This is a genomic window from Arthrobacter sp. 10T416, assembly GCF_056394165.1.
Genome location: NZ_JBFTHI010000001.1, coordinates 50042 through 65318, shown reverse-complemented (window position 1 = coordinate 65318; position 15277 = coordinate 50042). Strand labels below are relative to the sequence as shown.

Sequence of the window (15277 nt, the reverse complement as noted above, 5' to 3'; positions counted from 1 at the left end):
GAGGCACGTGTGGCGCACTTCGTGATCATGGGTTGTGGCCGTGTTGGGGCAACCCTGGCGCACACACTGGAGGACGCAGGCCATTCGGTCGCGATCATCGACCAGGACGACCGCGCGTTCCGGCGGCTCCGGACGGGTTTCTCCGGCCGTAAGGTCACCGGCGTCGGCTTCGACCGGGACACGCTCAAGCAGGCCGGCGTCGAGGAGGCCTATGCCTTCGCGGCCGTCTCCAGCGGCGACAACTCGAACATCCTGGCCACCCGTGTGGCCCGCGAGACCTTCCACGTCCCCCACGTTGTGGCGCGGATCTACGATCCGGGCCGAGCCGAGATCTACCAGCGCCTTGGTATCCCCACGGTCGCCGCCGTGCGCTGGAGCGCCGACCAGGTCCTCCGCCGGATCCTCCCGGAGCAGCATCTCGCCGGTGACTTCCGCGACCCCTCCGGCCGGCTGGTGCTGGCCGAGGTGGACGTTGACTCCGGCTGGATCGGCCACCCCGTGTCCGCGCTAGAGAAGGCTGCCGATATCCGCGTCGCCTACCTGACCAGGTTCGGCGAGGGAATCCTCCCCGGCCCCGGCACCTCCTACCAGGACGGCGATACCGTCCACGCCATGCTCAGCGTGGACCGCACCTCCGAGGTCGCCCACATTCTTGCCAAGTCCCCCGCCAAGGAGTCTAAGTGAAAGTTGTCATCGTCGGGGCGGGCAGCGTCGGGTCCTCCATCGCCCGTGAACTGCTGGCCCACAAACACGAGATCCTGCTGATCGACCTCAAGCCCGAGGTGATCGGCCGCAGCGGGCTGCGCGGCGCGCACTGGCTGGTGGGCGACGCCTGCGAGCTCAGCACCCTCAAGGACGCCCGCCTGGAGGACGCCGACGTCGTCGTTTCGGCGACCGGCGACGACAAGGTGAACCTGGTGGTGTCGCTGCTGGCCAAGACCGAGTTCGGCGTCGGCCGCACGGTGGGCCGGGTCAACAACCCCAAGAACGACTGGATGTTCGACGACTCCTGGGGCGTCGACGTCGCGGTCAATACTCCGCAGCTGATGACGGCACTGGTGGAGGAAGCTGTCGAAATCGGCGACCTCGTCCGGCTCCTGACCCTGCAGACCGGGGTGTCCTCACTCGTGGAGTTCACTGTGCCGCACGACTCCCACGTCATCGGCCTGACTGTCGGCGATATCGACTGGCCCGAGGACGCCACGCTGGTGGCCATCCTGCGCGACCAGGCGCCCATCACGCCCAGCCGGGATGACGTGATCGACGGCGGCGACGAACTCTTCTTCGTCACCACCATCGCGGCGGAAGACGGACTGCGGGCGCTGCTCTCGGCCCCGGAATCCCCCGACGGCGCCGGCGAATCAGGCGACGGCCAGCACCCGGTCACGGCCGAGCATCACGGCCGCGAAGCCCAGCCCGCCGGGGACGACGGCTTCGACGGCTAGTCCCCCGCCGGCTCCGCAACCGGCTCCCCCACGGGGGCCGGGGCCGGGCGGGTCAGCAGCCACGCGACCCACATACCCAGGATGTACAGCGGTGCGCCCATGATCAGCCGGGTGGTGGCGAGCCCGGCGAGGCCCTGCTCCCCCATCAGGTACAGCGGGACCTGGACGATCAGGCGCAGGGCCAGGACCGAGATGATTACCCATGTGCCAATCCGGTAGGACTTCACCCGCGCCGGGTGCTTGCGCCAGTCCAGGCCCTCGTTGCGGATGAATCCGAAAAGCAGGCCGGCGAAGGGCCAGCGCACCGCGATCGAGATGGCCATGGCCAGGATGTAGCCGAGGTTGGTGAAGAAGCCCAGGACGTAGAAGTCCTCGGCCTTCCCCGTGGAGTTCGCCAGCCAGGCGGAGAGCCCGACGCCGACAATTCCGGCCAGCGCCTGCGTCAGGGGTTTGCGCTGCACCAGCCTGGCGACGGTGAACAGGGCGGCGACGGCCAACGCGGCGATCAAAGCCGCCGGCAGCTCCCGGGTAACCGTGAACACGATCAGGAAGACCAGGCCGGGCAGGATGCTCTCGGCGATCCCCTGGACGCCGCCGGCGCTTTTGAGGACGTCGATGTTGCCGTTTTCGGTGCGGTGCAGGCCGGCTTTGGCGGCGTAGCCCTCGGCGAGCTGCGCCACCGTGGGCTGCGGGGCGTCGGCCTGTGGCGGGTTCTCGGGGGTGCTCATTAGTGCTCCTCGCGGGAGAGTATTTCGTAGCGCGGATTGAACATGGTGGGCAGTCCGTCGCGGACGGTGACCATGCCCTCGAGCCGGAGTTCCAGGCCGGCGGTCACCCCGGGGATGCGGCGCCGTCCCAGCCAGACCACGCGCAGCCGGTCGGCGGCCACCACGGGACGCTTGCGGCGGTTCTCCGCAGAGCCGGCCGGGGCGGCACCGGATCCGCCGGCGGCCGCCGATCCCGGCACTGCCGATTCCGTCGCTGCTGCGCGGGCCGCGGGCCGGGCCTTGGGCGGCGGGGCGTCGTGGTCGGTGATGATCGCGGTGAACGCGGCGACGTCGCAGGACGGGGCATAGGTCACGGACTCAATGAAGCCCCGGCAGAGGACCCGGCCGCGCTCCGGAAGGCCCCGCACCGGGACGGTGGCGGGCGCTTTCCTGACGGGTCCATCAACCAATCTGGGTTATCTCCGGTCCACGCTCGGGCTCTTCGAACTGCGGCGCGCCCGCGGGTGCGGCCACGCCGGTGTCCTTGGGCAGCCGCAGCTGCAGCAGGTCGCGGGGCGGCATGGGGCTTTCGCCGCGTACGACGACTATCTGGCGGAACAGCTCTTCGAGCCCGGCCGCGGCGGCGCGGTCCAGCGCGGCCTCTCCGCCGAGGACACCGCGGAGGAACCAGCGGGGACCGTCGACGCCGATGAAGCGGGCCACGCGGTAGCCGTCGCTGCCGTCGCCGGCGGGCAGCTTGGCGACGAGTTCGATGCCGAAGTGGCCTTCGATCTCCTCGACCTGGCCGCCCTGGCTGCCGACGGACTGGCCGATCTGCTCGCGGATTTCGTCCCACAGGCCCTCGGAGCGGGGTGCGGCGAAGGCCTGCAGCTGCAGGCTGGAGCCGTCCAGGTCCATGGTGACGGCAACAACGCGCTGGGTGGCCTCTTCCACCTCAAGGCGCAGCTGCAGGCCCTCGCGCGGGGAAATCAGCAGCGCGCCGAGGTCCACGTAGCCGTCCAGGTTCTCGATCTCCGCAACGTCGTACGGCCCGGAGCTGCGCTGTGCTCCATCCAGGGCACCGTCCCCGGCACCGGCTGATGCGCCGGCTTCGGCCGCGGTGTCCTCCGTGCTCTCAACGGTGTCCGTCGACTGGTCCTGCTTGGCTTTCTTGCCACGCCCAAAAACCATGGGTTGTCTCCTTAGTTGTGATCCTGCACGAACGGGCCCGGCTGCCGCTGGGGGTTCAGCCGCGCCCTCGGGCGGGGGTTAGGCCCGGGGTGCGCCGAAACCGCCGGTGGAACCGAAGCCGCCGCCGCCACGGACGGAATCGCCGAGCTCCGGGACGGGCACGAACTCCGCGTACTCCACGCGCTGGATGACCATTTGTGCAATTCTATCGCCGCGCCGAAGTTCAATGGCCGCGTCGCGGTCAGTATTCAGCAGCGTCACGGCGATCTCGCCGCGGTAGCCGGCGTCGACCGTTCCGGGCGCGTTGACCACGGTCAGCCCGTGCTTGGTCGCGAGGCCGGAGCGCGGGTGGATCAGCGCGACAAAGCCGTCCGGCAGCGCGATGGACACACCGGTGGGCACCAGGCGCCGCTCCCCGGGTGCCAGGACAACGTCCTCGCGGGCGCGCAGGTCCGCGCCCGCGTCGCCGGGGTGCGCGTACGACGGCGGTTCCAGACCGTCGTCGAGCATTTTCAGCTGCACTTTGAGGGTGGGGGTTCCGTAGGCTGGAATGCCGCCGGCTGCGGGCTCTGCCGGCAGGGTGTTCACGGCGGTGGTTTCTTCAGTCACAGTGACCCACTGTAACGCCCGGGGCGAACCTAGGACTACCACGGCGGCGCCGGGCAGGTCCGGCGTGCCCGGGCGCCGCCAGGCGGCGCCGAGGTGAAATGGTCCGTGAAAAGTGAAAAGCTGGGCTCATGCCCGAATCCAGTGCAGCAGTGCCTGCCTCCAACAGCACCCCCGACGACGCCGCAGTCCTGTTCAGCGAGAAGCTGTGGCCGAATTTTTGGATCTGGCTGGTGTCTGCAGGGCTGGCTTCGGCCGGTTACCTGGTGTTCGCCCCGATCAGTATTTCTGCCGGGATTACCGCGGCGATTGTGCTGTTCATCATCCTGGCGGTACTCCTGGTCCTGTCCACCCCGTCGCTCACGGTCACGGCGGCGACGCTGCGGGTGGGCCGCGCCACGATCGAACGCCGCTTCATCGGCAGCGTGGAGGCCTTCCGCGGCGGTGAAGCGACGGCGGAACGGGGTACCCGGCTCAACGGCCTGGCCTTTATGTGCATCCGTGGCTGGATCGACCCCGTGGTCCGCATCGAAATCACCGATCCCTCGGACCGCACTCCGTACTGGCTGGCCTCCACGCGTCACCCTGACGAGCTTGTTGGAGTCCTGTCCCGCTAGCGGCGGCCCGCTGGTGCCGGCGGTTAGCCTTCACAGTCCTTGCAGTACTTAAGGCCGTCCTTTTCGCGGGCTACCTGCGAGCGGTGGCGGACCAGGAAGCACGAGGCGCAGGTGAATTCGTCCGACTGGGCGGGCAGTACCCGGACCAGCAGCTCCTCGCCGGACAGGTCAGCGCCCGGGAGTTCATAGCCCTCCGCGAGGTCGGTCTCGTCCTCATCGACCACCGCGGAAGGCTTATCCGTGCGCCGGGACTTCAATTCCTCAATGGAGTCCTCGTTGAGGTCTTCCTCGGTCTTGCGCGGCGCATCGTAATCTGTCGCCATTAGTTGTTGCTCACACTCCGCATTCGTTGGATTGGTTCGCCGGCCCGTTCCGTCCGAGGCTGGTGGCCTCGACCGGCCAGGGTCCGGTTCACCGATGTCAACGCCGGACAACCGCTTTTTGTGCCCGATGTCGGGTCATCTTTGCTCAAACCCCGGCCAAACACCAGAGGCCCGCGGTCCGGCGGCCGTGCGGGGTTGCAGGACCCGGAGCCCAGGCGGCGGAAATACCCGGAAAATCGCGGCGCGCCTGCCCTCCTCACCCGAATTACGGCCCATCGGTGGCAGAGTTTCGAATGTTAGTAATGCCAGGGTGGAGGATTTGTATGCAGGATCTACGGCTTGTAGGCGTCCACGACGACGGAGAGCATCTCCTGTTGAGTGGCACCGGCGGCGAGATGTTCCAGCTGCCGATCGATGAAGCACTGCGGGCGGCGGCGAGCCGTCCGGCGGCGAAAGCTGCGTCCGGCGCGGCCGCCGAACCCATTGCCATGTCCCCCCGCGACATCCAGGCCCGGATCCGCGGCGGTGCCACGGCGGCCGAGGTGGCAGAACTCTCCGGCATTCCGCTGGCCAAGGTCCAGCGCTATGAAGGACCGGTGCTGGCTGAGCGCGAATACGTCGCCCAGCAGGCCCGCAAGGTGGAAGTGGCCACCCCCTCCGCCGGACATGACAGCTACCGCTCCTATTTCGGAGACCAGCCGGCGACCCTGGACGACATGGTCACCCACCGGCTCCGGATCCACGGGATCGAACCGTCCACCGCGGAATGGGACTCCTGGCGGCGGCCGGACGGCAGCTGGAACGTGGTGGTCCGCTTCGAGGCGAAGTCCGGCGCCCATGCCGCCATCGGCGAAGAGCCGCCGGCCATGTGGACGTTCAGCCCGGCCCGGAAATCACTGCAGAACGCCAACCGGTGGGCCCAGCAGCTCAGTGAGCTCGAGCCGATGGACGGACCGGTCCCGGCACGCAGGCTTTCGGCCGTCTCGGACCGCCCCTTTGATTTTGAAACCGACGCCGAGGCAGCCGCACGCGGCGCCACGGCGTCGCTCAGTGTTGTCCCGCCGAACGGCGGCCAGCCGGACCAGGACGCGGACGGGCTGCTGGACATGCTCCGCTCCCGCCGCGGCCAGCGGATGGGCCTGGACGAGGACGCTGACGACGCGCTGGCCCTCTTGCTCACCAACGGCGTTCCCGCGGCCCACCCGCGGCCGTCCGAGGTTCCCGCGCTGGAAGAGGACGACGGCGACGCAGACTCTGCCGAGTCCGCCGACTCTGCCGATCACAGCGATGCCGGGAAACCCGCTGACGAGGACCGCCCCGCGGCGAAGTCCGAACCGCGGACGGCCCCGGCCCCGGACACGGTTCCGGATGCCTTCACCCGCCGCCGTGACGCCCGGCCCTCCATGCTGTCCCGGCTGACCTTGGCACCGCGGCATCAGGACGATGACGACGACTCACTGAAGCTCCACGACGGGGTCAGCACCGAAACCCGGGAAATCACCATCGCGGCCTCCCAGCTGCGGCCCGTCCGGACCGGCCCGACGTCGAGCCCCGGACTGGACGAGCTCCTGGGCGGCGGACCGTCGCGGCGGACGCAGTCCGACTCCCCCGCCGGATCCCGGGCCGACACCGTCCGGACCGAGCCCGTGCGCCCTGAGCCGGTCCACCCCGGACAGTCCCGCGCCGAGCGCGAGCCGGAGACCCCGGAACGCCAGCCCTCCAAGCCGAAACGCTCCAGCGTGCCCAGCTGGGACGAGATCGTCTTCGGCACCCGCAGCGACTAGGCAGGCCGGCGCAAGCCAGCCTGGCGTTCCCAGCACACCTGCCTGTGCACCCTGAGGAGCCGGCCGCGGGTCAGCGGCGTCCGGCTTTCCGGGCAGTCTTTCCGGTGGCCCGGAAGCTCAGCAGCGGCACTTCCCGTTCAGCCTTGGTCAGCGACCCGTGCTGGCCCACCACTTCGAGCGCCCGGGCCTGCACCCGGCGGGTGTCATAAAACGCCAGTGCGTCGCGGGCGGCAATCATCACGTCACCGATCCGGGGAGCCACCGGTCCGCGGACGTCGCCAAACAGCCCCGCCGCCACCGCCTCTTCCCGGGTGAACGCCCAGATCCGGTCGCCGAAACGGGCCCGCCAGGCATCGATGAGGCGCACCCGGCCGTCGTCGTCCGTGCCGTCTTCCAGGTACAGGTGGACCATCCGCGGTTCCCCGGCCGTGTGCCGGACCCCGGCGATCAGCGCCGCGTCCGTGGAGTAATCGATCCGCTGCGACTCCGGCACGTCGAGCATGCCGTGGTCACCGGTGACGAGGACCGTGGTGCCCGCCGGAAGGCTGGCGTTGAGCCGGCCCACGGTCGCGTCAAGCTCTTCGAGCTGGTGCTCCCACTGCGCTGACTGGCTGCCGTGGCGGTGGCCGGCCTTGTCCAGTTCATGGACGTAGAAGTACATCAGGGAGCTCTCCGCGCCGGCCATGGCCTCCGCCGCTGCGGCGGTGCGGGCGTGCGAGGTGTTCCCGGCCAGGAAGCGGCCGCCCCGAAGCGCGGCCCGCGTCATCGCGGAATCGCTGAACCGCGGCAGGCCAACGGTGCTGACATCGACGTGCCCGGCGGCCCGTTCAAAGACCGTCGGCATCGGCTGCCAGATTTCCGGATCGACGCCGTCGTCCCAGTTGCCGAGCATGTTGACCACCCGGTCCTGGTCCGGGTCCAGGACGTCGTAACCGACCATGCCGTGTTGGCCGGCGGGCAGTCCGGTCCCGAAACTGGCCAGCGATGCGGCCGTGGTGGTCGGGAACGCGGCGTCCAGTGCCACCGGCACGGGCCCCTGGCCGGCCTGCAGGACCGAGCGCAGGAACGGGGTGTGTGCGGACTTCTGCTTCAGGAGCTGGCGGCCCAGGCCGTCGGCCAGGACCACACACACGTGCTTCGCGGCGGGCAGGTTCAGCCGGTTCTCCAGACCAGGTACGCCGAGGCTGGCCGCGGCACTGCTGAGCACCTCCGCGATGGACCGCTCGCCGTAGGCCGGGGCAGCGGGCATCCCGTCGGAACCGCCGGGCGTCCAGCCGGACGGGGCGGAAGAGGCGGACGGGGCGGATTGCTGGGAATCGGAAGCGCGGACCTGCACCATCTCAGCGCTGGTGGCCGCGGCTGAGTCGGTTTCCGAACACACCGGAGCGGGCCCGCTGCGGCAGCGCGGAGACGCCGTGCGGGGCGGGGGCGGTGGATCCGGTGTTCACGGCCCGCAGCGCCCGGGCGAAGAGCTTCGCGTCCTGGACGGCCTGCAGACCGTCCGCTTCGGCGCTGATCCGAAGGACAATGTCCTCCTGCGCGATGGTGCCGCTGTAGCCGTGGTCGGCCTCGCACTGCGGGTCCCCGCAGCTGGCCGGTCCCATGTCGAGGCGCTGCCCGCCGGACCAGGCGATGGACAGCGTCAGTTCGCGGACCGGGTCCGAGGGCTTGTAGTCCTGCGGCTGGGCGTAGACATAGCTGAGCACCACGGAGCGGATCTGCGTCACCGGGACCGACTCGGTGGAGACCTGCGCGACGGTCTGCTCGCCCGCCTCATCAAGCTGCTGGTCATCGACGTGGGTAATGACCAGCATGTCGTCGGTGAGGACCAGCACGGTGATGTGCCGGCGCACCTCGGCGCGGTCGAAGTGGGTCTCAAGGTGGACCAGGTGGGCCACGCAGTCCCGGCCATCCAGGGCGTCCGCGACGACGTCGGCCACCAGGCGGGGGTAGAAACCGGCCTGCTGAAGGGCACCTTCCAGGCTCTGGCCCTGCGCGCTGTGGTCGTGCAGGCCGTGGTGCTGCGAGCCGGGGCGGCCCGAAACGGACGCCTGGGGCTGGGATGCGGGAGGCTGGGAGGTCATGGCTTCCATTTTCACAGATCGGCTGGGGACACGCTAACTGCGCATGGCACGCCGGGCGGTGTCGGTGCGCTGGGCGGCGTTGGCAATCCGGACGTCGGCCGCCAGGATCACCGCACCGTCCGGGCCGGCCAGGACGGGGTTGAAGTCCACCAGGGCGATCTCCGGGTGGTTGTCCTTGAGCCGGGTCAGCCGGGCGGCGAGGTCCTCGAGCGCGGCGGTGTCGACGGCGGGCAGGCCCTGGTAGCCGAAGAGTTTGCGCGAGGCCCGCGGGGCACGGATGAAGTCGTGCACGTCCGAGCCGGACAGCGGCGGGACGCGGTGGGCCCAGTCATCGAGCAGGTTGACGGCGTCGCCGGCCAGCCCGAAGGACACCACCGGCCCCAGGAGCGGGTCCTCGATGGCTCGGAACGTGCAGGCCTGTCCCACCGGCGCCATCGACTGGACCTCCAGCGACGGTGACCCGTAGCGCTGCAGGGACTTGCGCATGTGGGCGATGTTGCGGCGCAGCGAATCGGCGTCCTGGATATCCAGGCGCACCCCGCCCAGGTCCAGCCGGTGCCGCAGCGCCGGGTCCGTAGTCTTCAGCGCCACCGGCCAGCCGAGGCGCTCAGCGGCGGCAACGGCGTCGTCGTCCGTCTCGAAACCCTCGGACGGCAGCACCCGGATGCCATAGCGGCCCAGCAGGCTCGCGGCGGCGGCGGGCTCCAGCCGGACGAGTTGTTCGCCGTCCACCGGACGGAGCAGTTCCTCGAGTTCCTCGTGGGCTCCCTCCGGGTCGCACCCCTCGGGCTCCACAAACAGTCCCTGGTCACGGACCACCCATTCGGCGTACCGGACCACCGCGGCGAGGGCGGCGACGGCGGCGCCCGGGTTGGAGTAGCAGGGCACCCCGGCGGCAGTCTCCAGCGCGGCGTCGTCGGCGGCCGCTCCGACCATGCCCTCCACGTAGATGGACGGGTCCAGGAGGCCGGTGAAGGCGGCCACCACCGGCTTGCCGGCGGCCGCCGAGCACTCGGCCAGGACCGCGCCGATCTTCTCCACGGTCAGTCCGCGAGCCGGCAGCAGCGCCACCACCACGGCGTGGACCGATTCGATGGTCAGCGTCTCCTGGAGGCTGCGCCGCAGGGCCGGCAGCGCGCGGGACATGCCGGTGTCCAGATCGACGTCGGCCACGACGCGTTCGACGCCCAGCCCGGCCGCGGCCGCGTTGTCCGCCACCACCTTGCCAAGCGCTCCGGAGTTGCTGAACACGGCGACGCCGGGCCCTTTGGGCAGGGGCTGGCTGGAGACGATCTGGGCGACGTCCATAAGCTGTTCGATGGTCCCGACCCGGATCACTCCGGCCTGCCGCATCATGGCGTCCAGGGCCTCGGACGGCGCCTGCGTGGTGCGCACGGCGTGGCCCGGCGGCAGGTTCAGGCCCATGGCATCGGACTTTGCCACAATCACGGGCTTGGTCCGGGCGAGGCGGCGGGCCAACCGCGAGAACTTACGCGGGTTGCCGATCGATTCGAGGTAGAGCCCCACGGCGGTGGTGTCGGCGTCGTCCTCCCAGAACTGCATCATGTCGTTGCCGGAGACGTCGGCGCGGTTGCCCGCCGAGAGGAACGTGGAGATGCCGACCCGGCGGCGGCTGGACGCGGCGTAGAGCGAGACGCCGATGGCCGCGGACTGGCTGAACAGGCCGAGGCCGCCGCGGCGGGCCAGCGCCGGCGCCATGGAGGCGTTCAGGGAGACGGCCGGGTTAGTGTTGACGATCCCGAGGGAGGAGGGGCCGATGACGCGCATGCCGTTGGCCCGGGCCTGCCGGACCAGTTCGCGCTGCCGGGCCAGGCCGCGTTCGCCGTCTTCGGCGTAGCCGGCCGAGGCGACCACAATCCCCTTAACCCCGGCGGCACCGCATTCCTGGACCACCTTGGGAACCTCGTCGTACGGGACCGCGATGATGGCGAGGTTGACCGGGCCCGGAACCTCGGAGAGTTTGGCGAAGGAGAGCATGCCGGCCAGTTCCAGGGCCTCGGGGTTGATGGCGTAGACCGGTCCGGTGAAGCCGCCCTCGATGATGTGCTCCAGCAGCTGGTAACCCACGGTCCCCCATTTGCGGCTGGCGCCGATGACCGCCACCGAGGACGGGGCGAGGAGCTCCTGGATGCTCCGCGCCTCGGCACGGTGCTCACGGGACTCCATCACGGCCCGGGATTTGTCGGTGGGGTCGATGTTGAACTCCAGGCTGACCACGCCGTCGTCGAAATGCCGTTTGACGTCATAGCCGGCGTCGGAGAACACCATCAGCATCTTGCGGTTCTCCGGGAGGACCTCGGCGCTGAATTTGCGGATGCCGTTCTCCCGGGCGGCGGCGGCCAGGTGTTCGAGCAGGATGGAGCCGATGCCGCGGCCCTGGTGCGCATCGGCGATGTTGAAGGCCACCTCGGCCTCTTCGGGATCGTCGAGCCGGTCGTAGCGGCCGATCCCGATGATGTCGCCGCCGATGGTGATGACCAGGGCTACCCGGTCCTTGTAGTCGACCTCGGTGAAGCGCTTGAGTTCCTTGGCCGAAAGCTTGGATTTGAACGCGAAGAAGCGCATGTAGATGGACTTTTGGGACTGCCCGACATGGAAGGACTGCACGGCATCGGCGTCGTCGGGGTGGATGGGGCGCAGGTGCGCCGTACCGCCGTCGCGCAAGACGACATCGGCTTCCCAATGTTCCGGATATACGCCGCCTACGGGCTGATCCACCATAGGCTTAGCCTAGCCATAAACTTACGCAGTACCCGTTTAGCACCCCGCAGAAGGACCCACTCGCCTCATGGCACGCCGCCAAACCACGTCCCCGGCCGGGGAAGCAGACCAGGACTACACCGAGAACATCGTCGACATCGACGTCACTTCCGAAATGGAAGGTTCGTTCCTGGAGTACGCCTATTCGGTCATCTACTCCCGGGCCCTGCCCGATGCCCGGGACGGCCTCAAGCCCGTGCAGCGGCGCATCCTCTACATGATGAGCGAGATGGGCCTGCGCCCGGACCGCGGCCACGTCAAGAGCGCCCGCGTGGTGGGCGAGGTTATGGGCAAGCTCCACCCGCACGGCGACACGGCGATCTACGACGCCATGGTCCGGATGGCGCAGGACTTCTCGCTCCGGCTGCCGCTGATTGACGGGCACGGTAACTTCGGCTCGCTCGACGACGGCCCTGCCGCCCCGCGGTACACCGAGGCCCGGCTGGCGGCGGCGGCGCTGACCCTGACGGACCACCTCGACGAAGACGTGGTGGACTTTGTCCCGAACTACGACAACCAGCTCACCCAGCCGGACGTGCTTCCGGCCGCCTTCCCGAACCTCCTGGTCAACGGCGCCACCGGCATCGCCGTCGGTATGGCCACCAACATGGCCCCGCACAACCTCAGCGAAGTGGTCGCGGCGGCGCGGCACCTGATCGCGCACCCGGACGCCACGCTCGAGGACATCATGAAGTTCGTTCCGGGCCCGGACCTGCCCACGGGCGGCCGGATCGTGGGACTGGACGGCATCCGCGACGCGTACGCCACCGGCCGCGGCTCGTTCAAGACGCGGGCCAAGGTGGATGTCGAGCAACTCTCGGCCCGGCGCACCGGCCTGGTGGTCACGGAGCTGCCGTACATGGTGGGCCCGGAAAAGGTCATCGAAAAGATCAAGGACGCGGTCAACGGCAAGAAGCTGACCGGCATCAGCGACATCGTGGACCTCACTGACCGCAAGCACGGCCTCCGGCTCGTGATTGAACTGAAGAACGGTTTCAATCCCAACGCCGTCCTTCAGCAGCTCTACCGCTTCACGCCGATGGAAGATTCCTTCGGCATCAACAACGTCACCCTGGTCGACGGCCAGCCGCAGACCCTGGGGCTGCTGGAACTGCTGTCCGTCTACGTGAACCACCGCATCAACGTGGTCCGCCGCCGCACCGCATTCCGCCTGGCCAAGAAGCAGGACCGCCTGCACCTGGTGGAGGGCCTGCTGATAGCGATCGTCGACATCGACGAGGTCATCCAGATCATCCGTTCCTCGGACGAGGCCGCCGCGGCCCGCACCCGGCTGATGTCCATCTACGACCTCTCCGAAGTCCAGGCCAACTACATCCTGGAACTGCGGCTCCGGCAGCTGACCAAGTATTCGCGCATTGAACTGGAGAAGGAACAGGACGAGCTGCGCCGCGAGATCGCCGAGCTGCAGGCCATCCTGGACTCGCCGGAACTCCTTCGCGGGCTGGTCTCCGACGAACTCGGCGAACTGGCGGAGAAGTACGGGACACCCCGCCGGACCGTCCTGCTGGAGTCCGAGGCCGTCTCCCCCACGGTCGCTGCTGCCCTGGCCGCGGCCCCCGGCGGGAAGGGCAAGGCGGCGCCGCTGGCCCTGGAGATCGCCGACGACCCCTGCTGGGCGGTCCTCACCGCGTCCGGGCAGATCGCGCGGACGGCCAACCAGGACAGCCTGGCCGAGTCCGGTCCGCGGACCAAGCACGACGTCTTCCGTTCCGTGGTCAAGACCTCGGCACGCGGGGAGATCGCCGCGGTCACGTCCCAGGGCCGGATGCTGCGGCTCCAGGTGATGGACATGCCCGTCCTGCCGCCGACGTCGGGCACCCCCAACATGGCCGGCGGCGTCCCGGCCAAGGACTTCATCACCCTGCTCAAGGGCGAATCCCTCGTCGCGTTCGCGCCGCTGGACCAGGTCCTGGCCATCGGAACCGCCCAGGGCGTCGTCAAGCGCGTGCAGCCGGAGTACCCGCTGAACCGTGAGGACTGGGAGGTCATCGCCCTCAAGGACAAGGACACGGTGGTAGGCGTCGAGCCTGCCGGTTCCGACGACGTCGAACTGGTTTTTGTGACCCGCCAGGCCCAGTTGCTGCGCTTCAGCGCCTCCGCGGTCCGGCCGCAGGGCCGCACCGCCGGCGGTATGGCCGGCATCAAACTGGCCGCCGGCGACCGCGTACTGCACTTCGGCACGGCCCGTTCCGACGACGACGCCGCCGTGGTCGTCACGATCGCCGGCACCGAGGGAGCCCTTCCGGGGACCGCCCCGGGCGCGGCCAAGGTCACGGCGCTGGCCGAATACCCGGCGAAGGGCCGCGGAACAGCCGGCGTCCGTGCGCACCGCTTCCTCAAGGGCGAGGACACCCTGCTCCTCGCGTGGGCCGGACACGGGCCGGCGAAGGCGTCGTCCCTGGCCGGGGTGGCACGTTCCCTGCCGGGCGAGCACGGCCGCCGCGACGGGTCCGGCATCCCGCTCTCCCAGGCTATCGAAGCGATCGGCCCGAGCATGGCATGGGCGGAGCCCGGGGTCCCGGAGACGTAGGGGTTCTGGCGCGGCTGCTGGGCGGGGCGGCCTCGCCGCATGAACCGCTCTGACCGCACCGATTTGCCACAATTGGCCGCTACCGGGGCACCCAATGCGGCCATTTGTGGCGAATCGATGACGACGTGGCGGGGCGGATCTCGGCTCGTGGGGCCCAGCCTTCAGCCCCACGCCGGTGACTAAGCTCCAGTCCCGCGCACGTGCCCAAGCTCCACGACTGCTGGGACCCAGGCTTCAGCCCCACGTATGTGACCAAGTTCTCTGCCACCCCTGCGCCGCCATCTGGACTCGCCACCACGCCGCGCCTGCTACCCGCCATATCCAGTCGCGTGCGTCGCCGGAACCGCATCCACTTGCCGCAAATGGCCGCTTCGGGCCCACCAACCCGGCCATTTGTGGCAAATGGGTGGCAATTGGCCGCAGTGGAGCACGACAAGAGCGCGGTGGAATGCCACAAGGGCGGGCGCAAATTCCCTTCACCCCTCGGCGCAGCAGAGACGTCTCCCGATACCGCCGCCTCGGCACCACCACCTGGGCCCTTCGACACGTGGCACCCTCTGCCGACACGTCCGGGCACAGCCGCCACCTCCACCGCACCCAATCACCAGAAAAGGCCGCTTCCAAGGCCACCAATCCGGCCATTTGTGGCAAATGGGCGGGGCGCGCCGACGCCCACAGCACAGCCAGCCAGCCCCGGGCCGCCGACGTGTGTCGCAGCCCGGAGCCAAGCCGCGCCAGAGCGCCAGCTACATGCCGGAGTTGATGTTCAGGATGTTGCCCTCGCTGTCCAGGAACCAGGCTGCGGAACTTCCGTCCGGCAGGGTGGCGACGCCGTTTTCGGTCTTCAGGCCCGGGAAGTCGTATTCCTCGAACACGACGCCGGCCGCGCGCAGTTCCGCGACAGTGCCCGGCAGGTCCGTGACCATCCACCCCATCTGGGTGTTCTTGGCTGATCCGGCGTTGGACGTCTGGTAGAGCAGGAACCTGCTCCCGGCGCCGCACGTGTACATCAGGTTGTCGTCGGCACTCGCATTATCCGGTTCGAGTCCGAGTTTGTCGCGGTAGAAATCGCGCGCGCGGGCGAGGTCCGCGGCCGGCAACACGGCGCCGACCGGCTGGTCTTTGAGCATGGCTATGTCCCTTTCCAGGCCCTTCCCCCGAGAGGCATTTTACTCCTTCCCCTAGACT

The 15277-nt window shown here is 69.3% G+C and carries 14 protein-coding genes; 5 read left to right on the top strand and 9 right to left on the bottom strand.

The genetic code is table 11. The features are described 5' to 3' along the window. Positions 1-9 precede the first annotated feature (9 nt). A complete protein-coding gene (locus tag AC1DBE_RS00275) occupies positions 10-684 on the top strand; it encodes a potassium channel family protein (protein ID WP_476877756.1) in 675 nt (224 codons plus the stop codon). Next, the gene (locus AC1DBE_RS00270) at positions 681-1445 is read left to right on the top strand and encodes a potassium channel family protein (protein WP_476877755.1); all 765 of its coding nucleotides are present in this window, start codon (positions 681-683) and stop codon (positions 1443-1445) included. Before AC1DBE_RS00275 ends, AC1DBE_RS00270 begins: the two co-directional genes overlap by 4 nt. Here the strand turns inward: AC1DBE_RS00270 and AC1DBE_RS00265 are convergent. The 4 genes from AC1DBE_RS00265 to dut form a co-directional block, all read right to left on the bottom strand. Further along, a complete protein-coding gene (locus AC1DBE_RS00265) occupies positions 1442-2173 on the bottom strand; it encodes a DUF3159 domain-containing protein (RefSeq protein WP_476969271.1) in 732 nt (243 codons plus the stop codon). The two genes, AC1DBE_RS00270 and AC1DBE_RS00265, sit on opposite strands and share 4 nt — an antisense overlap. Next, complete coding sequence (locus AC1DBE_RS00260; protein ID WP_476877753.1) at positions 2173-2622, bottom strand: hypothetical protein; 450 nt, start codon at positions 2620-2622, stop codon at positions 2173-2175. Before AC1DBE_RS00260 ends, AC1DBE_RS00265 begins: the two co-directional genes overlap by 1 nt. Next, on the bottom strand, positions 2615-3343 hold the full coding sequence (locus AC1DBE_RS00255; protein ID WP_476969270.1) for a DUF3710 domain-containing protein: 729 nt from the start codon (positions 3341-3343) through the stop codon (positions 2615-2617). Before AC1DBE_RS00255 ends, AC1DBE_RS00260 begins: the two co-directional genes overlap by 8 nt. A 78-nt stretch (positions 3344-3421) precedes the next feature. Beyond that, positions 3422-3952, bottom strand: a complete 531-nt coding sequence (gene dut / locus AC1DBE_RS00250) for a dUTP diphosphatase (protein ID WP_476969269.1) — start codon at positions 3950-3952, stop codon at positions 3422-3424. 128 nt (positions 3953-4080) lie between these two features. Between dut and AC1DBE_RS00245 the strand changes: the two genes are divergently transcribed. Next, positions 4081-4566 (top strand): DUF3093 domain-containing protein, encoded by a 486-nt coding sequence (locus tag AC1DBE_RS00245; protein WP_476903454.1) that lies wholly within the window; start codon positions 4081-4083, stop codon positions 4564-4566. Between the two features lie 23 nt (positions 4567-4589). On the opposite strand, the gene AC1DBE_RS00240 is transcribed toward AC1DBE_RS00245, so the two are convergent. Beyond that, positions 4590-4889, bottom strand: a complete 300-nt coding sequence (locus AC1DBE_RS00240) for a DUF4193 domain-containing protein (RefSeq protein ID WP_476969268.1) — start codon at positions 4887-4889, stop codon at positions 4590-4592. Positions 4890-5212: 323 nt separating this feature from the next. Here AC1DBE_RS00240 and sepH point away from each other — a divergent pair, with 323 nt between their 5' ends. Beyond that, positions 5213-6673, top strand: a complete 1461-nt coding sequence (gene sepH / locus AC1DBE_RS00235) for a septation protein SepH (protein ID WP_476878799.1) — start codon at positions 5213-5215, stop codon at positions 6671-6673. A 70-nt stretch (positions 6674-6743) separates the two neighbouring features. Here the strand turns inward: sepH and AC1DBE_RS00230 are convergent, their stop codons facing one another. The 3 genes from AC1DBE_RS00230 to AC1DBE_RS00220 all read right to left on the bottom strand — a co-directional run bounded on the left by AC1DBE_RS00230 (position 6744) and on the right by AC1DBE_RS00220 (position 11499). Next, a complete protein-coding gene (locus AC1DBE_RS00230) occupies positions 6744-7922 on the bottom strand; it encodes an alkaline phosphatase family protein (protein WP_476878800.1) in 1179 nt (392 codons plus the stop codon). A gap of 91 nt (positions 7923-8013) precedes the next feature. Continuing rightward, positions 8014-8757, bottom strand: a complete 744-nt coding sequence (locus AC1DBE_RS00225) for a DUF5998 family protein (RefSeq protein ID WP_476878801.1) — start codon at positions 8755-8757, stop codon at positions 8014-8016. Between the two features lie 33 nt (positions 8758-8790). Then, a complete protein-coding gene (locus AC1DBE_RS00220) occupies positions 8791-11499 on the bottom strand; it encodes a bifunctional acetate--CoA ligase family protein/GNAT family N-acetyltransferase (RefSeq protein ID WP_476969267.1) in 2709 nt (902 codons plus the stop codon). A gap of 67 nt (positions 11500-11566) precedes the next feature. Between AC1DBE_RS00220 and AC1DBE_RS00215 the strand changes: the two genes are divergently transcribed. Continuing rightward, on the top strand, positions 11567-14089 hold the full coding sequence (locus AC1DBE_RS00215) for a DNA gyrase/topoisomerase IV subunit A (RefSeq protein WP_476969266.1): 2523 nt from the start codon (positions 11567-11569) through the stop codon (positions 14087-14089). Between the two features lie 746 nt (positions 14090-14835). On the opposite strand, the gene AC1DBE_RS00210 is transcribed toward AC1DBE_RS00215, so the two are convergent. Continuing rightward, positions 14836-15219, bottom strand: a complete 384-nt coding sequence (locus tag AC1DBE_RS00210; RefSeq protein ID WP_476878804.1) for a VOC family protein — start codon at positions 15217-15219, stop codon at positions 14836-14838. Positions 15220-15277: the final 58 nt, after the last annotated feature.